General features: G+C 36.9%; 14 protein-coding genes. All 14 read right to left on the bottom strand.

The window, feature by feature from the left end; translation table 11 throughout:
• Positions 1–37: 37 nt before the first annotated feature.
• The 14 genes from EHW67_RS07670 to EHW67_RS07605 all read right to left on the bottom strand — a co-directional run bounded on the left by EHW67_RS07670 (position 38) and on the right by EHW67_RS07605 (position 19219).
• Entirely contained in the window at positions 38–1189 is a 1152-nt protein-coding gene (locus tag EHW67_RS07670; RefSeq protein WP_126161793.1) for a glycosyltransferase family 4 protein, read from the bottom strand.
• A gap of 56 nt (positions 1190–1245) precedes the next feature.
• A complete protein-coding gene (locus EHW67_RS07665; RefSeq protein ID WP_126161792.1) occupies positions 1246–2337 on the bottom strand; it encodes a glycosyltransferase in 1092 nt (363 codons plus the stop codon).
• Positions 2334–3443: a glycosyltransferase gene (locus tag EHW67_RS07660; RefSeq protein WP_126161791.1), complete on the bottom strand. Its 1110-nt coding sequence runs from the start codon at positions 3441–3443 to the stop codon at positions 2334–2336. Before EHW67_RS07660 ends, EHW67_RS07665 begins: the two co-directional genes overlap by 4 nt.
• Positions 3444–3998, bottom strand: coding sequence for an acyltransferase (locus tag EHW67_RS20890; RefSeq protein ID WP_126161790.1), 555 nt, complete (start codon positions 3996–3998; stop codon positions 3444–3446).
• A 26-nt stretch (positions 3999–4024) separates the two neighbouring features.
• Positions 4025–5104, bottom strand: a complete 1080-nt coding sequence (locus EHW67_RS07650; protein ID WP_126161789.1) for a glycosyltransferase family 4 protein — start codon at positions 5102–5104, stop codon at positions 4025–4027.
• Positions 5094–6185, bottom strand: coding sequence for an O-antigen ligase family protein (locus tag EHW67_RS07645; protein ID WP_126161788.1), 1092 nt, complete (start codon positions 6183–6185; stop codon positions 5094–5096). The genes EHW67_RS07650 and EHW67_RS07645 overlap by 11 nt, the downstream gene beginning before the upstream one ends.
• Positions 6182–7075: a glycosyltransferase family 2 protein gene (locus EHW67_RS07640; RefSeq protein ID WP_126161787.1), complete on the bottom strand. Its 894-nt coding sequence runs from the start codon at positions 7073–7075 to the stop codon at positions 6182–6184. Before EHW67_RS07640 ends, EHW67_RS07645 begins: the two co-directional genes overlap by 4 nt.
• A complete protein-coding gene (gene murJ, locus EHW67_RS07635; RefSeq protein WP_238389867.1) occupies positions 7068–8420 on the bottom strand; it encodes a murein biosynthesis integral membrane protein MurJ in 1353 nt (450 codons plus the stop codon). The genes EHW67_RS07640 and murJ overlap by 8 nt, the downstream gene beginning before the upstream one ends.
• An 18-nt stretch (positions 8421–8438) precedes the next feature.
• Positions 8439–9719, bottom strand: coding sequence for a nucleotide sugar dehydrogenase (locus EHW67_RS07630; protein ID WP_126161786.1), 1281 nt, complete (start codon positions 9717–9719; stop codon positions 8439–8441).
• A 37-nt stretch (positions 9720–9756) separates the two neighbouring features.
• The gene (locus EHW67_RS07625) at positions 9757–11085 is read right to left on the bottom strand and encodes a UDP-glucose dehydrogenase family protein (protein WP_126161785.1); all 1329 of its coding nucleotides are present in this window, start codon (positions 11083–11085) and stop codon (positions 9757–9759) included.
• Between the two features lie 14 nt (positions 11086–11099).
• Positions 11100–12095: an SDR family oxidoreductase gene (locus tag EHW67_RS07620; protein WP_126161784.1), complete on the bottom strand. Its 996-nt coding sequence runs from the start codon at positions 12093–12095 to the stop codon at positions 11100–11102.
• A gap of 199 nt (positions 12096–12294) precedes the next feature.
• Positions 12295–13326: an NAD-dependent epimerase gene (locus EHW67_RS07615; protein WP_126161783.1), complete on the bottom strand. Its 1032-nt coding sequence runs from the start codon at positions 13324–13326 to the stop codon at positions 12295–12297.
• A gap of 246 nt (positions 13327–13572) precedes the next feature.
• On the bottom strand, positions 13573–15657 hold the full coding sequence (locus EHW67_RS07610) for an Ig-like domain-containing protein (RefSeq protein WP_126161782.1): 2085 nt from the start codon (positions 15655–15657) through the stop codon (positions 13573–13575).
• 1816 nt (positions 15658–17473) lie between these two features.
• Positions 17474–19219 (bottom strand): Ig-like domain-containing protein, encoded by a 1746-nt coding sequence (locus EHW67_RS07605; protein ID WP_126161781.1) that lies wholly within the window; start codon positions 19217–19219, stop codon positions 17474–17476.
• Positions 19220–19418 lie beyond the last annotated feature (199 nt).

Raw genomic sequence — 19418 nt, 5'->3', positions numbered from 1 at the left:
TTGAAATATGCCCATAGTACAGGAGAAGAAAGCAGAACTATAAAGAATTGTATTCTTCCAATATGGCCTTCCAAATAGTGGTCCTCTGATATCTTTCTTTGATTAGATCCCTAATTTCAGTGGGGTTAAAAACAATGCCTTCTTGTTTGTTATTGTAAATTCGAAGCATGGACTTGTAAAGGCTTTCTTCATCTTTTGAGGGTACTATATACCCGTTAACACCATCCTGTATAATCTCATTACAACCATTAATATTTGATACTATAGAAGGAATACCCATGGCACCGGCCTGCATTACTACATTTGGAAACCCTTCCCTATAGCTTGGAAATGAAAGAACGTCTGCCATGGCAAAGAATGGACGTACATCCTTTTGATGGCCTACCTCAATGATATCTGGATTAGTGGCAATTAGGTTTTCGGTTTCATCCAATAAGGGGTCCAAGGATTTCTCATGGGGACCCACCAAAACCAATTTTATGTTCTTTATCTGTTTAGTTAATTTAGCGAAGGTTCTTACCAGTTCATTTACGCCTTTATCCGTGACCATTCTACCTACAAAGACATAAACAAAGTCTTCCTCATTAATCCCTAGGGAGGTGCGTAATTCCTTCTTAGCAGTATCGCTCACCACCTTTGGGTCAAATTGTTTGGTATCTATGCCGTTAGAGCTTCCTTGGCCTATTACTTTTAGTTTGTTTTGGGTTGTGTATTTGTTTTCCAGGATAATATCCTTCATGCCAAAGGAATTGGGGTAGATCATGGTGGCACAGGAGTAGGTTAGTTTTTCTACCAGATCCAGTATTTTCCTTTTGCTGCCACGGGCTTCCAACAGGGGTAATCCGGCAATGGTGTGCAGCCTATGGGGCACTCCGGCCAAAAAAGCGGCTATCATCCCCACTGTTCCGGCTTTGGGAGTATGGGTATGGACAATATAGGGTTTTTCTTTTTTAAAGATCCTATAAAGTTGCCAAATAGCTTTTAGGTCTTTAAAGGGCGTAATGGTACGAGTCATGTTCACTGGCAGTACCCGTATGCCTTCTTGTTGCCCTATTAAGTCTAGTTTTCCGTTCTCGTAAGAGGAGATACCAACAACCTCATAATGGTTGGACATGTATTTAAGTTGTCCTGTAAGCAATCCCCCCAAAGACATGGGAACCGTAGTGATTCTAATTATTTTTTTTTGCATTCTAAACTAATTGGCATTTTAAATGAACTGGTAATTCTTGTTTATTCACTGTATGGCTAATTTTTTACCATGATATAGTAAAGTTCTAAATATTGATCTATCATCAATTCTATGTCGTAATTCTTGGATCTTTCTACTCCTTTTTTAGATATTTCAGAATAGAAAGATTCCTCATTTTTTAGTTTAGTAATGATTTCTGCTAACTTTTGCTCATCACCAATTGGGAATAGAAGTCCAGCGCCTTCCACTACGTCTGTTAATCCGGGCGCCTCTGTGGAAAGGAATGGCTTTCCCGATGCGAGCCCTTCAACACTTGATAATGATAGTCCTTCATAATGGGATGAAAGTATTGCTATATCTGCTGTTTTAAGAAGTTCTGGCACATCAGTTCTTAAATTTAAAAAATGTACTCTGTTGGATAAGTTCAATAAGTGGGTAAAATCTTGAGCTTCCTGTTTTAAGGGGCCCTCTCCAACCAATAATAAATGAACATTTTTTGGCAAAAAGTTCAATGCCTTTATTACCGTTTTCTGGTCTTTTGGGTACCGAAAACTGGACACTTGAATTAGCACAAAATCCTCTTCATTTAAATTAAGACTACTTTTTGAATAGGCTTTAGCATTTCGAATTATTTTAAGGTCTATTCCATTGTTGATTGTTTTGATATTGTTATATGAAAGACCCAAATGATTTTTTAAGTTTTTTGAAGCGGAATCCGATATAGGGACAATGTAATCATATTGTTTATATATTATTTTATCAACAAATTGAAATAGGGGATTGTTCCTTCTTTTATTATTGGTACTATGCTCTGTTAGGAGCATTTTGTATTTGGATTTATTGAAAAACCTAGTAAACGAAGCCCAGTACAATGCAGGAAATAGATGAACATGAATAATATCGTAATTTTTGAAGTGCTTATGAAGAAAAAATATAAGTTTTGGATTGTAAACATTTGTTTTTATTCCTAAATCATAAATTTTGATATTCGGGTATTTTTTTAGTTTATCTGTAAAGGGTGATGACCCTCCCCGCAAAAGTAGAATGTCTACTTTAATTCCTCGGTTATGATACCCAATAACAGAATCGACTAACAATTTTTCAGCACCTCCAGCAGCCAACGAATTAATTAATTGTAGAACTTTCATGTATTTAGGTTATTAGGTTCAATAAGACTAATGAATAGATTTTCGTACTGTGATAGTATTTTTTCTGAACTGTACTTGGATAATACCGAGTTACTAACCTGACGAGGTTTAAGAACCTTTAACGATTTACTTAATAATTCTATTTTATTAACATAGTCCTCAATGGAATGAGCTATGTATCCATTAACTCCCTCTTCAATTATTTCGTCAATCCCACCCGGAGCCTCAAAGGCCAGAACAGGGGTGCCAACGGCACAGCTTTCTAATAGTGCGTTTGGAAATCCTTCAACATATGACCCTTGTAAAAATATATCATTCTTGGCCAAATACTCTTCTACCTTGGTCGTATAAGGTATATGCGTAACGCTTGTGTCAAGTTCATATTCCGAAATAGTATCAAAAATGACGTCTTTTTCTGGGCCATCTCCCACAATGGTATAATGAAAAGGGATATTTAGCTTATGTAAGGCTTCAAGTATACGTAGATGCCCTTTTTGCTTAGCCAACCTACCCACTGTAATAAATTTTAATAATTCGCTGAAGTTTTGGTTGTCGTCCTTTTTTGCTTGAAATTTTTTAGATATGGGATTATTGATAATGATAATTTTATTTTTATTGACCTTAGAATTATTTATAACATCAGCAGCCATATCATTGGATTGACAAATTATTTTGTCCATAAACCTTTTACTTAATGAGCTTATGAAATGAAAGCCAACTAGTGGTTTATTTTCTGAATGTTCTTTTAACACACTGTTTACATTTACTTCTCTTGCAATAAATTTAGTCTTAGGAGTGAATATAGATAATAAGCCCATAACAGTATTAAGGTGTCCAATGGCACTAATTATGATATCTTGTTTTGAGATCCATAAATATCGAAGTAACTTAGGTATAGCCTTTAAAACTCTGGATTCATTCAGAAAGATGAGATTAATTCCACTGACATTGTACTGACTATCTTTTTCATATCCTACAATGAGAAGAGTAACATCAAATATTTTTGAATTAATATTTTGGGCAACAAATGACATTACACGTTCGGCTCCCCCTGCACGTAATGAAGGTAATATAAAAGTAATTTTTATTTTTGAGGAATAATTCATTTAACTGGGTTGTTTTTTCATATAATTTTTTGTGCTAGTATCTACAACTTCTTCTACTCTAGGCCTGTAATCTTTAGAGAAGTCCATTTCTTGTCTGGAAACACAGTTTTTTAGAATGTTTTCTTCATGCTTTTTATAGTCACCAATTATTCTCGCAGGATTTCCGCCCACAATAACACCTGATGGTACGGATTTAGTAACTACGCTGCCAGCAGCAACAATTACTTTGTCTTCTATTACTACTCCCGGCATGATGATGGAATTGATACCTATAAAGACGTTGTTTCCTACCTTGACTCTTTTAAATAATTCACGTCTACCTTTTTCATCATTAAACAACCATGTAGATCCGTCATGGGTTAGAAACCGGACTCCGGAAGTAACCGTGACCTTATTACCAATAGAGATTAGCCATGGCTCCGTACCAAGTGAGGTCGTAAATATTCTGCAATCATTTCCTACCTTTACACCTTTATATCTAGCGTAGTCCACACCAGTTTTTGAGAATCTAAGATAATAGTCTTTTAACAATTTAAATATACTAACTAAGCTCATAATAGTTTATTAATGATTTAATCTCTTTATTCGCGTATCGGCAATTTGCTAAATATTTGTTCCCACTGCTGGCCAATATTTTCCATCGAAAATCTATTCAAGCTTTGAACGGCATGGTTTCTTAATTTATTGCGTAGGGCATTGTCGTGAAGTAGTTTTGATAATTCTTTTTGCATGGCTTCACTATTTTGATCTTCAATCAATAATCCATTTTTACCATTTTCAATAATATCCGCTGGTCCGGTTTTGCAGTCATAGGCGATACAGGCCATCCCTTGGGACATGGCTTCTAACAATACCATTGGAAGTCCTTCATAACGAGAAGAAAGAATGAAAACTTCGGACCGCTGCATTATTTGATTGACATCCTTTCTAAATCCAGTGAAGATTACTTGATCTTGAATGTTGTGTTGATTTACTAATTTGGTTAAAAATTTTAAGCCCTTTTCCCCGCCACCAATAATTTTTAAAGTCCAATCCTTGTGATTATGAAGTACTGGAGCTATTAATGTTAAGAGATTGTCGAAACCTTTGTGGTGATATCTATCTAAATTTCCTATTGCTAGTATTGTTTTATCTTTAGTTTTATTATGTTCAACAATGGGGGCAAAGGAACAAGGATTGGGCATTACAACTACATTAACCTTTTTCTTTTTATAATACTCTATGTCAAAACTTGTTAGAACAGTAAGGTAATTGGCCAACGGATATAAAAAAGTACGGGTAAAATTGGTAAGATACTTGGGGTGCTGTGCTCTCAGGTAACTATTGTGTTCTGATACAATTATGTTGATGTCATAAATTTTGGCAACAATTATGGATACTAGGTTGGTTTGGGTGATAAAGGATATTATTACGTTGGGCCTGTTGTCTTTTATCCTATAGAAACCAATTAAATTTTTTAAACTCCTAATTTTATGATTCTTTATTTTGCCTCCGTGTAATCTAACACGGGAAATTCTGGAATCCAACTCATAAGCATCCCCATCATAAAATGTAATTATCCTTACCGTATGTCCATTTTCAACAAAATAATTAGCAAGTAAAACCAAAACGCGCTCCGCTCCGCCTCCAGTTAGGGAGCCTATTATAAAATCAATTTTCATCTAATGGCTGTTTTATTTGTGTTAAGATCCACATGGACAGTAGTATTAAATAGTAGGCCGTAAAATAATTGTGATTGGTCAACAAAAATAAAAATAAACCAATTGTCATCATTACAATGTGTGGTGACGAGGTAAATAAGTAGGCGCCTTGGTACAATAGATATATGTGATATCCAAGAAAAATTAATAAAATAAAAACACCAGCTTCACCAATTACCAAAAGAAAGGAATTGTGTGGGCCAACCCTATTTAGTCCATTTGTTTGAAAAGATCCATAACCATTTCCTAATAAAGGTTTGTCTAAAACATAGTCATAAAACGTAGCCCATGTGGCAGTCCTTGAATCCTCATTGAGTTCTTGGGTGGACACTTTTTCATTGGAAACCAAGGCTTTTAATTGATTAAACCGTACTACATTTAGTTTTAATGCCTCAGAAAAGGAAATGAGCAAAATTATTACCACGGCACCTATTGCAAAAATTCTAATATTTTTTGGATTTATCTTTAAAGCTATTAGGTTGAGAAGAATCCACAAAAGAATAAAGGTTCTAGAAAAGGTGAGAAAGCCGGCAAAAGTAAATATGAACTGACCCAAAAGTTTTAGTTTTCCCTTTTCCATGCCATAGGATAAGCCATATCCAGTGATACAAATAAAGCCTGCTGCGTTGGGGTCTAAATAAAAACCACTGTACCTTCCATATGTATCAGTAAAAAAGATGGCATTGGCTATAACAGAACTGGATCCTATTATTAATAACCAGAACAATTCTTTTTTACTAGTGTTTTTGGCAATAGCTCCTCCTAGTATTACTAATATTAGAAACTTGTAGAATTTACTAAAATAATCGGACTCAACACCATTATAAAACTGGATACCGGATATTAAGAAATAACCAAGGCCAATGGCTAGATATATTTTTAAAATGTGAACATTTTTTACCAATATAGCATAAACCAAGGGCATTCCAAAAGTCAAGGCACTAAGTATACTTCCAGCAGCTGAACCAAATGCATGTAAACCAAAAGTAGGGGCGTTAAGTACAATTAACCCTAAACAGAACCACTTGATTATTTCTATCATATTTTGGATATTAGGCGTTTAGGTATTTTTGATAGGAATAGTAAAAAACACAAACCTCTTTTCCATAAACTAAGCTTTTTATATTTATCAGAATAATAAAAGCTGGCGTTGGTGAATTCAAAAGCAAGGGTTCTTAAATGGGGATATCGTATTAATTCACCAAGTGTAGAAGGTTTTAATTGATGGTATGAAGTATAATATTTAATTTTAGCTGTTTTTAATTTGGACTTTTTTTGATGAATAAGCCCATCTTCCGTATGCCAGTATTTTCTGTGAATACGGTTTAGACATAAAAAATCATAGTCTTTGTTTATTCTATACCAGGTGGCACTTTCGCCTATAAAGGAATTGGGGTTGTAACACATCTTATAGTCCTGAAGTATTGCTGTTCGCCAACTATGCCATTTTTCTCCTTTGGTAGGTCTTTTTAAATCTAAAATACGTTCCTTAAAACTTACTTGCCAAAAATCTTTTGGGAATTCTTCTCCTACCAGTTGATTGTTCTCGTCCTTTACCAAAGTCCATACAGAAGCTATTCTATCTCCGTTTATGGAGTTATCTACAGTATCCCAAATTGCTTTTAAATCAGACAAGGTATGGGGTTCAAAGGAGTCATCACTGTCGGCTATAATGGTGATAGGTTCTTTACAATAATCAAAACCAAAATTAAGGGCATATGGCTTTCCTTTGTTTTCAGGTAACTTAAAGTACTCAATATTTAGCTCGGGATTTTGCTTAATCCATTTGTACACCAATTCCTCGGTGTTATCCGTACTGGCATCATCTACTATTACCCAATGAAAATTTTTAAAGGTTTGGGCCTTAAGGGAATCATACACACGCTCTAAGGTGTTTTCTCTGTTGTATGTAGGGGTAATAACACTAAACATGTTGCAATTTGTTTATTCTATTAATATAAAAATAAATTACGACGGTATTGGTTAAGGAAACAATAGAAGTTCCCAAGGCCAGACCGTATAAGCCCATGGCCCTAATTAGAATATAATTTAAAATAATATTTAAAAGCAAACTTATTGTTGAGGTAACCACTAAAAAATTATTTTTATTAATGGCTGTGAGGTAACGGTTCATAATCATGCCCATAACATAAAAAGGAATTTGCAATAAATACATTTGTTGTACCCTATAGACTATTTGAGTATCATCTGGTTTAAATGCATTTCTTTCGTATACTAAGGAAACAATAGGTTCGGAGAATAGAATTAAGCCCAACGCCAATAATGTGCAGCCAATAAAATTGTATAGCAGCATTTTTTGCAAGAGCTTATAAGTCTTTTGGTAGTTTTCTACGGCTTGACTAGAGAAATAGGGTAGTAGTACATTGCCTAAGGCTATACCGATTAGCCCAATTATAAATGCCGGAATTTTTAGACCATAACTTAAGGCGGCGATAGACCCTACAACCAATTGGGCGGAAAAATACTGGTCCACAATTGGGTTTAGACCGTTGATTAAGGAAGAGGATATCTTGGCCGGGACCTGTTTTATGAGGATACGTATATTTTTACTTTTAAAATCGGGCGTTCCAATATGTATAATTTTCCGTTTAATGGAAATCCCTAAAAGAAAGAGAAAATCCAGAAAACTTCCGATGAGCATGCCTACTGCCAAAACCTTTTCTTTTAAGGCCTCTTTAAAAAATAATAAACACACAATAATACTTATGGTCATAAATAAGGACCCGAAGGACGCGAAAAAATATTCGTTATCTATATTTAAAAGACCAGTAAGTAAAGAGGAAACGGCCCAAAATATCAAGCAGGGAAGTATATAGTGCAGTTGTAACTTAATTAAGTCGTAGTACGAGTTGGTGTGGCCGGCAAAAAAGGTTTCCAGATATACATCAGAAAACAAATAAGTAATTAATATAAAAAAAAGCCCAATAGATAGGGTAACCAAAAAGCTCGTCGTTTGAAAAGAGCTAATATCTCCTTTTTGTTTTAATTCGGAAATATAGTTTGGAATAAATACATTCTTATAAGAACTTAAAAAAACAGTACTTATAAAACCAGGTATTAAAATGGCGATTAGAAAGGTGTCCAATAATTCAGATAATCCAAACTCCTGGGCGATTACCAATTCCTTGTAAAATCCCAGTGCCTTTATCAATAAGCTGACAAAACCAACAGTTATTACATTTTTAATAAACTGTTGGTTCAGATTTTTTTTTAAAAATTGAAAACTACCTTCAAGATTTAATTTAGAAATTTTCAATTACTCTATATTTTTCGATTAAAGTCGACTATGTGCCTTACCTTTTAGAATTCCTTTTACATCGTAGATTACACCATTTTCAGTACAGCAATCATGTAATTCGAGTTCTAAAAATTCTTTATGTGCTACTGCCAGCACAACGGCGTCAAATTTTTCCTTTGGCAATTCTTTGGTAGTGGTTAGCCCGTATTCATGAGATACTTCTTCCGGTGAGGCCCAAGGGTCATAAGTGGTAATATTGGCACCGTAGCTTTTTAGATTACGAATAACGTCAACCGCCTTGGTGTTCCTTACATCCGGGCAATTTTCCTTAAAGGTGATACCCAATACCAAAATATTGGATCCTTTTACCTTGATATCGTTTTGTACCATGAGTTTCACCACTTCTGAAGCTACATATTTCCCCATGCCATCGTTCATACGTCTTCCCGCCAAAATTATTTCGGGGTGGTATCCGTATTCTTGGGCCTTTTGGGCCAAGTAGTAGGGATCTACCCCTATACAATGTCCGCCTACCAAACCGGGTTTAAAAGGCAAGAAGTTCCATTTGGTCCCAGCGGCCTCCAACACATCATGGGTGTCTATGCCCATAAGATTAAAGATCTTGGCCAATTCGTTTACAAAGGCAATATTTATGTCGCGTTGCGAATTTTCAATTACCTTGGCAGCCTCTGCTACTTTTATATTAGGAGCCAAATGGGTCCCGGCAGTAATTACAGAGGCATAGAGCTCATTTACTTTTTCTCCAATTTCAGGAGTAGATCCAGAGGTTACCTTGAGGATTTTTTCTACGGTATGCTCCTTATCTCCAGGATTGATCCGTTCTGGGGAATAACCGGCAAAAAAGTCTTCATTGTATTTTAAACCACTAATTTTTTCCAAAACCGGGATACATTCATCTTCTGTAACCCCAGGATATACGGTAGATTCATATACTACGATATCTCCTTTTTTTAGCACCTTGCCAACTGTTTCACTGGCCTTGTACAAGGGAGTTAAGATGGGGCGGTTGGTACTATCTACAGGAGTGGGTACTGTAACAATATAGTAATTACAATCGGCAATATCCGCTAGGTCATGGGAACAATATAGCCCAGTCTCCATATTTAGGGTATCGGTCAATACGGCTTGTAGCACCTCGTCTGCTACCTCCAAGGTATGATCTTTTCCGGCCTGTAACTCTTTTACCCGCGATTGATTGATGTCAAATCCAATAGTTGGATATTTAGTGGCAAACAAACGGGCCAAAGGTAATCCTACATATCCCAATCCTAATACAGCTATTTTGATATTGCTCATGTTTTTAATTTATGTTTCTAATTGTTGGATATATGATTTATTTTTTTCCTATTTGGTAGTATTCAAAGCCTCGTTCCTTCATAAGGGCATCATTGTATTGGTTTCGGCCATCAAATATAATGGGGGCATTGAGCTGTACCTTTAATTCTTCAAAATCAGGGGACCTAAATTCCTTCCATTCTGTTAACAAGATCATGGCATCGGCATTTTTAAGGGTCTCGTACTTGGAGTTACAATAGCTTACCTCCTTAATATCTTTAAGATAAAAATGCTGAGCTTCCTCCATGGCTTTTGGATCATAGGCCTGTATGCTGGCACCCCGCTTCACCAATTCCTTAATAACGTATATGGCCGGAGCTTCCCGCATATCATCTGTTTCCGGTTTAAAAGCCAGTCCCCAGACCGCAAAGGTTTTGCCTGTTAAATCTTCCCCAAATCTATTGACTACCTTTTGGGCTATAACAAATTTTTGCTTGTTGTTTACCTCCTCTACCGAGTTGATCAATTGTGCCGTATACCCGTGTTCTTCAGCGGTCTTTTTTAAGGCCTTTACATCCTTTGGGAAACAAGAGCCACCATAGCCACTACCAGGGTAGATAAAGCTATAGCCAATTCGGCTATCGGACCCTATTCCAATACGGACCTTGTTGACATCGGCACCCACCAATTCACAGATATTGGCAATTTCGTTCATAAATGAAATTTTGGTCGCCAACATGGCATTGGCTACATATTTGGTCATTTCGGCAGAACGTACGTCCATTTGTATCAAGCGATCTACACTACTTCTAAAGAAGGGACTGTATAGGGTTCTCATTTTTTTTGCGGCCTCATCATTATCGGCCCCAATAACTACCCTGTCTGGTTTCATAAAGTCGCTAATAGCATCTCCTTCCTTTAAAAATTCAGGGTTGGAGACTACCTCAAAATCTATAGCAAGTCCTCTTTTATCCAAGGCTTCCTGTATAGTAGCCTTTACCTTATCTGCCGTGCCTACTGGAACGGTAGATTTATCTACCACAATTAACGGGTGCTGCATGGAAGTCCCTATTTCCTTGGCTACCTGTAATACATATTGGAGATCTGCAGATCCGTCCTGTCCCATGGGCGTACCCACGGCTATAAAGGCAATATCACATTTGTCCAAGTTAGCACTTAGGTCGGTACTAAAATGCAGGGTTTTATTCTGAACATTACGGCTCACCATGGCTTCCAAACCAGGTTCGTAAATGGGGATAATTCCCTTTTCCAGGTTTTCAATTTTTTTTGAATCGATGTCCACACAGGTAACTCTGTTTCCCATTTCTGCAAAACACGTACCACTAACCAGGCCTACATAGCCAGTCCCAATAACAGTTAAATTCATACAGTTAAATTTTTTTATAAATTATCCCAATACCATTTTACGGCCTCTTTTAATCCTGTTTCAATGTTGTACTCAGGGTCATAACCCAATAAGTTCCTAGCTTTATCAATTGAGGCCAGGGAGTGGGGAACATCTCCCTGCCTGTTAGGACCATATTTAATTTCCACATCGGCAATTTTAGGGTCGTATTCACTCAAAAACTTCTTTAGCAGTCCAACCAGTTCATTCAGATCTGTACGTTCCCCATAGGCTACATTGTAAACGGTGTTTACGGCTTCTTTATTGTCAGTGCCAATAGCCCTTAGGTTCATTTGTACCACATTGTCTATATAGGTGAAATCACGGGAGTAGCTGCCATCTCCATTAATAACTGGAGACTCATGTTTCATCAGTTGCATTACAAATTTTGGGATAACCGCTGCATAGGCTCCGTTTGGATCCTGTTTACGACCAAAAACATTAAAATAACGAAGGCCTACAGTCTCCAAGCCATAGGTCTTGCTAAAGATATCGGCATAAAGTTCGTTCACATATTTAGTGATGGCATAGGGGGAAAGCGGTTTACCTATGATATCCTCTACCTTGGGCAAGGATTTGGAATCCCCGTAGGTGGAAGAACTGGCTGCGTATACAAAGCGTTTTACCTCGGCATCCCGTGCAGCCACCAACATATTTAAAAAACCGGAAACATTTACCTCATTACTGGTGATAGGGTCATTTATAGACCGGGGTACCGAGCCCAAAGCGGCCTGATGTAAAATATAGTCAACACCTTTGCAGGCCTTTTGGCAATCGCCCAGGTTTCGTATATCACCTTCTACAAGCTTAAATTTAGGATTGGAAAGTAGAGGGGCAATGTTTTCCCGCTTTCCGGTAGCAAAATTATCCAAACAAGTGACTGTATTCCCGTTTGTTAGTAGTGTTTCACATAGATTGGATCCTATAAACCCAGCTCCTCCGGTGACCAATATATGAAATTTGGAATGTATTTGTGGTAATGTACTGTTCATGTTGCTTTTCTTTTGAGGTGCAAAGGTGTTCAAAAGTAATTTAAAATGATGTTATTATTATTTTAAGTCGTGATAAACTCGATGAAATGAAACTTAATTCGTGCTTCGTTTTCTCAGTAGATCATAATTTCGAGAATTCTTTGTTATTGAGGCAGCTTTGGGCTGGTTGATCTATAAATTATTTTTCCTTTAATTCTAGTTAATTAATATTGTAATACTCTTTATACCAGGAAACAAAATTGCCCACCCCTTTCTTAATAGATGTATTGGGGCGGTAGTCATAATCCTTTATGAGTTCGTCTACATTTGCCCAGGTCTTTTCTACATCTCCGGGCTGCATGGGAAGTAATTCTTTTTGGGCCTTTATCCCCAATTTTTCTTCTATGGCCTCTATGAAGTGGAGGAGTTTAACCGAATTGTTGTTTCCTATATTGTAGACCTTGTATTTTTCCCCTTTGGTAATGCGCGGTTTAATATCTTTTTCCAAAATTCTCACTACTCCTTCGGTAATATCGTCTATATAGGTGAAATCGCGCTCCATTTGCCCTTGGTTGAATACCTTTATGGGTCTGCCCTGTACCATGGCATCCGTAAAGAGGAACATGGCCATATCCGGTCTGCCCCATGGACCGTAGACGGTAAAGAACCTTAGGCCAGTGGTAGCAAAGCCGTATAAATGACTGTAGGTATGGGCCATGAGTTCGTTGCTTTTTTTGGTAGCCGCATAAAGGCTAATAGGGTGGTCCACGTTATCCGTAGTTTCGAAAGGAATCTTTTTGTTGAGTCCGTAAACGCTGGAGCTACTGGCATATACAAGGTGTTTAATATTGTTGTTTCTACAGCATTCCAAGATATTCAAAAAACCTACAATATTACTGTCTATATAGGCCTCAGAATTTTCCAGACTATAACGCACCCCGGCCTGGGCAGCTAGATTGCATACAGCATCAAAATTTTCATTTTTAAACAATTTGGGCAATGCCTCTCTATCTTCAAGGTTTAGACGTATAAAGGAAAAGGAGTCTGGATGGGTTTCACTTCTACTTATTGCTCCAAACTGTTCTGCCTTGTTTCGTAATATCCCTAGCTGTTTTAAACGGGCATATTTTAGGTTAATATCATAATAGTCGTTAATGCTATCCAGTCCTACGACCCTATGACCATTTGAAATCAGGGTTTTGGCAACATAAAAACCTATAAATCCGGCAGCTCCAGTTATTAGTACGTTCATTTACTTTTTAAATTGAAAGGTTGTAGTGAAAATAAAAGATTGTACAAATTTGCATATTTTATTGAAATAAAATACTGGCTATGGATAAATTTATAGAAAAGATTTACGGTGATGTGGCATAGAAGGGGTCGGGCACCTTTAAATGGAAGAAATTTGTATAATACTTGAATTTGTATAAGGTGGCAACAAAAAAAGCCTGCAAAACATATCGAATTGCAGGCTGTAATATTTTAATTAGGATTGAAATTAGAAGTCTACCTGGTAGGCATAAACCTCTATATTGGTATAACTATCTGATGCGTCATTTCCTGTGGCTTCTTTGGATAAATCTCCAAAAACTCTATTTTCCCATGCGTCTGCCATTCCATCGTTATCTGTGTCAAATGAAGATAATCTATTGTTATTTGGAAGTTCGGGAAGTCTCCAGTTAGATGTATTCAAAGGTGTTACTCTAATATTATTTTTGACATTATTTATTACACTCTTGTCATAATCATCTATGTAAAATTGAGGTTCACCTTGGGCGTCTAAATATTTGTTCGCACCAACATCCGCTATGATTTTGTCATAGGCTTCTTGAGCAGATAAGATTGGTGAAGGGTTTGGAATTGTTCTTGGGTGCATACTGGAAACAAAAAATGAAGAGTTCAACTGGGTCTTGTTCTGGAAGTATGACCATATCACCCTATTATCTTCGTTGTCTGAACCTGACAACCTGTTGCTGTAAAAATTATTACTTGTGTATATTAATGGCACAGCCGAAACTCCTACCTGCTGATGTTTGTTGTCAACTTCTCCAAGACCGGGATTCTTATAGTAATTACCAATATGGTTAAGTATAACACCGTTATATACATTTGACAGTCTAGATCCCCATCCGTGCACGACATTATTTATGATTTCGCCGTACCCTAAGGCTTCCATGTTTGGAGTTCTATGGCGAGAGTTACCAAATAAATTGTAAATAACTGAAAAATCTTGGCAATTCGTCATATCTGCTTGTGGATTGTTTCCCAGATTCATCATGGTATTGCTATCTGCAATCAATGAATTCTGAACAGTAATTCTTTTTGTGTTTGGAGCATTTCCATCATTGTTATAAAAGTTAATTCCTTTGTCATGAGCAAATGATGCAGAAACGTGATCTAAAATCACACCATCGGTACCATAAAAAAGGAATGCTGAGGTGTGCGCATCATCAGAAGAGGTTAAGCTACCGGTCTTGTCAAGTCTTGGGCGGCTTCTTATGTATCTAATTATTAAATTCCTAGAATGGTTAAATCGAAATTTACCACCCGTCAAGGTAATTCCACCTTGTGGGGCGGTCTGCCCCAATACTGTTTTGTCCTCTGCTTTAGAAATTACAATCCCGTTGGTTGGTAAATTTATTACTCCTGAGACATCAAACACAATATATGCTGGCCCAGACGTCTCCAAGGCAGCCTTCAGCGAGCCATCGCCACTGGCGTTGAGATTGGTTACATGTAGAACTTTTCCACCGCGGCCACCAGTTACATCAGAACCAGCCCCATAGGCGGTAGGAAAGGCTTTAAGGATTCCCATGTCAATAGTTTCCTCTGTTGGGGCCTTATCGGTCACTGTTACCGAAATCGAACCGGTCTCTTCGGATACCGTATTGTCAGGGTTGGTTACCGATGTAGTGTAGGTGAAGCTGTCTTCCGCTGCACTAGGATCTTCTTCCGTGTTTGTCTCCTCGGAAGTAGTTGTATTGGGCGTATAGGTAATGGTGTTATCCTCATTGATCTCTGCCGTACCATTTGCTGGTTGACTTACTTCGGTAATTATTACCTCACTCTCTTCATTAAAGGTATCGTTTTCTAACGGTTCAATGATTACGGGTTCCTCTTGGGTAATGATAATGGTATCCTGTACCACATCTTCCACAGGGGCTACGGTCAGCTCTAAGTCCACCACCTCCTCTGTGATGGTTTCGTCTTCATTGATGACTTCCAAGGTAATCTCAACCTCGTCCTCACCATTAAAATCGCCCGTAGGGGTATATACGGCTATACTGTCTTTTTCTATGGTAAATTTTCCATGTTTGGGCTCGGTATTGCTTTTGTATCTTCTTCTGCCTTTTCTTGTGCTACTTGTATTGTTAAGCAGGTTAAAAGACACCGCTACATCCTCGTTAGTGGCAATCAAGGCATTTTCCAGATCAATGACCACTTCTGTGGGGTCATCGCTTATTGGATTTTCCTCAATAACGTATTCGGCCAATAGGTCGGAATCCTTGTTGCAGGAATAACTTAAAAATAGGACATAGGTGAGTAGGCTTAAACGCATTAGGGTTTTGGGGGTGAATGTCATAAGTAAAACTTTAGATTAATAATAATTTTGGGGTTCACATTTTTTTGTTTTCATAACTTCATCGACAAACGGTAAATTTTTTAGATGAATGACGCAATTTTGTTGTGATAGAGGTTTTACGTTTGGTTTTGGGGGTATGGATGTTTCGTTTTTCCATTTTCGATGAACTACCCTTTTTTTTAAGATTTACTTTTTAATTTCCCAAAAATATGTTAATTGAATTTTGGTGAATTTATAATGTAGTATGGGTTGGGTAGTGAGTTAAGTTTCGTTTATTTAGAGTTTGGATTTATAGTTAAAGATAAAATTGGAATTAAATTAGGAGGACGGTTGAAATGGGTTAAGTACAAAGGAAGATAATGTAGGTTCAGATTGGTCTCTTAAAATCTTTTTTGATCTGAAAAAAGAATAAGTTTTATTGAGCAGTGAGTATTTTTTAGTGTCAATTTGGATTCTCCATTTCTTGTCTAGAAGTTACTAGGACTATAGTATCTGAATTTAATTGAAGTTTATATGATTAAGGGAAAAAACTAGTGATGTTTTTTACATGTTTTTAAATTTTATAATTATAACTAAATTATATCAAGGCATGGAAACATCATAAATCAACTAAATGGGTCATACCAGAGGAGTAACCTATGCAGGTATCGAAGTCCATAAAAAATTTTTGTCTGCATTTTTATGTAACATTTGTAGTATGAAGTATTTTCACGACTTCTAGGTCTGAAATTTTGGTGAACCATTTATATAAGCCTATTTCTATAAGGAAGTGGGAAACCAAAATCTAGAAGGAATCTATGTAATGGATAAGTATGTATTTCTGAACAGATTACTGTCGGATATTAAAAGTTTTAAAGCCGTATTACGACATAATTGTTTAGAGGTGAAAATTTAGGAAGAAGGAGTAGAGTATATTTCTATAAAGGCTTCAGTTCATGATTACGAGCGGTATTAACCAGGAGAACTGGTTATTTTTAGATACAAGTACGGTTGGCAAAAATGGAAGATATAGAAAAAAACGAGTTCATAGTCAGATTGCATTACTTTTTCAGCTAAAATAAAAGAATTTGGTCAACTAATTTAGGAGTGTTTCCTGTATTGGCATATTAGCTGCCATGCTTTGATTTCTAAACTAGATAATATCGATGCTTTTACATCAGAGAATCAGTTTCATCGTTATTTAGATTGATGTAGTTTATATATGCCTCATGTGAAAGAGCTAAACTGGCGGGTGTAACCAAAGAGTACAATACTTTTCTGAGACTTAATAATATCGCCCTCTTATACCGCAGCCATATTGAACCTCTTCTCGAATCATTCTAATTCTAGACTATTTAAAACAATGGAACTGAACGGTGTAATTCATAGGGCGGAAGACAGTATCTAAGTAATAGGATTTGATATGTAAGGAGGCATTAAGTAAAATATCAATTTTGCCTATGTACTTAATTGGTAGAGAGGATTGCATCGGGAGGGTTCAGGACTCTGTTGGGTGAGGTTCGTAACACTGTAGTATGCGACTCCCAGTCTATTATTTCCATAATCAGATTTACAAATAGGTAATTATCCAATGTTGGTTGATAGAAGTCTGGGAAATAGGTTTGTTATAACTGAAAGGGTATAAGTAGTCTGATTAACACAAGCTAGATGGGTGCATAAGGTTTTTAAATAAAACTTTCAGGGAATATACTTGATTTTTAATTTAGACGCCTTCTTTTAATGATTTTAAGTAATAATTAATATAAAATTTAAATCAAAAAAAGGCCAATTACTTTACTTTAGTAGCTGGCCTTTTTAAGTTTATGTAAGCCTTGAGCTATTCGAAATCTACTTGATAAGCAAATACTTCAATATTGGTATATTCACTTGAAGCGTCAGTTCCTGTAGCCTCTTTCGAAAGATCCCCAAATAGTCTTATTTCCCAGGCATCTGCCATACCGTCCTTATCTGAATCGTAAGAGGAAGACCTTTCGTTACTTGGCAATTCGGGAAGTTTCCAGTTTGAAGTGTTTAAGGGCTCGACCCTTCGGTTGTTTTTGACATTGGATATAACACTTTGGTCGTAATCATCTATATATTTTTGTGGAATTCCTTCATTATCCAAATATTTATTGGCACCAACATCTGCTAATATTTTGTCATAAGCTTCCTGAGCAGATAAGATAGGTGATGGGTTGGGAATTGTCCTAGGGTGCATTGTAGACACGAAGAAGGAAGAATTAAGTTGAGTTTTGTTTTTGAAGTACGACCAAATTACTCTATTATCTTCGTTATCCGAACCAGTTAATCTATTTGTATAAAAATTACTACTTGTGTATATGAGGGGCACAGCAGAAACACCAACTTGTTGATGTTTGTTATCCACTACCCCCAATCCGGGGTTCTTGTAATAATTACCAATGTGGTTTAATAGTAAGCCATTGTACACATTTGAAAGTCTTGCTCCCCATCCGTGCACTACATTGTTTATGATCTCACCATATCCTAACGCCTCCATATTTGGTGTTCTATGTCTCGAATTTCCAAATAGGTTGTAGATTACCGAAAAATTTTGGCAATTGGTCATGTCCGCTTGAGGGTTATTGCCTAAATTCATCATAGTATTACTATCTGCAATTAACGAATTTGATACGGTAATATTTCTTGTCTTCGGGGCAATTCCGTCGTTGTTGTAAAAATTAATCCCTTTATCATGCGCAAAAGAGGCTGAAACATGATCTAATATGAGCCCATCGGTGCCGTAGAAAAGAAATGCAGAGGTGTGCGCATCATCTGAAGAAGTAAGACTTCCATTTTTATCAAGTCTAGGTCGACTTCTAAGATATCTAATTATTAGGTTTTTGGAGTGGTTAAATCTAAATTTGCCACCTGTTAAGGTTATTCCACCTTCAGGTGCGGTTTGTCCCAATACTGTTTTATCTTCGGCTCCGGAAATAACAATTCCATTTCGTGGTAAATTTATTACTCCAGAAATATCAAACACGATGTAGGCAGGACCACTACTTTCCAATGCAGCTTTTAATGAGCCATCGCCACTTGCATTGAGGTTAGTTACATGTAGAACTTTTCCTCCGCGTCCACCTGTTACATTCGAACCAGCTCCATATGCTGAGGGAAAAGCCTTTAGAGGGCCCATTTCCACAGGTTCCTCCGTAGGGGTCTTGTCGGTTACTGTTACCGTTACCGATCCGGTCTCTTCGGTCACTGTATTGTCAGGGTTGGTTACTGTAGTGGAGTAATCAAATTGATCCGTACCCGTTTCATCAGGGTCAGGGGTATAGGTAATAGTGTTGTCCTCATTTACCACGGCATTGCCAATGGTAGGTGGAGTAACCTCGGTAATGACCACATTATCTTTATCGTCAAAGCTATCATTACTAAGAGGGTCTATGGTAACAGGACTGTTGGCCAAGGTAATTACCTGGTCATTTACCAAAAAGGCTTTGGGTTGTTCCACAACATATTCCGCTAAAAGATCGGAATCCTTGTTGCATGAAAAACTTAAAAAAAGAACAAAGCACACTAAGGTCACTTGAAATACATTCGTGGGGTGAAATTTCATAAGTTTAAGACTTTTTTTTCAGTGATAATTGATTGGGGTTCACAATATTATCTATTTTTTAAATATCATCGGTAAAATAAACAGTATTTTCGATGAAATGCACTTTTTCGTTGCATCTGTGGTTTTACGTTTCTTTTTAGGGGTTTGGATTTTTAAAAGTTCTTTTTTCGATGAAATACACTTTTTTTTAAGATATTTT

Source organism: Arenibacter aquaticus, assembly GCF_003957295.1.
GTDB classification, from domain to species: Bacteria; Bacteroidota; Bacteroidia; order Flavobacteriales; family Flavobacteriaceae; genus Arenibacter; species Arenibacter aquaticus.
This window is presented reverse-complemented; position numbering and strand designations above follow the sequence as displayed.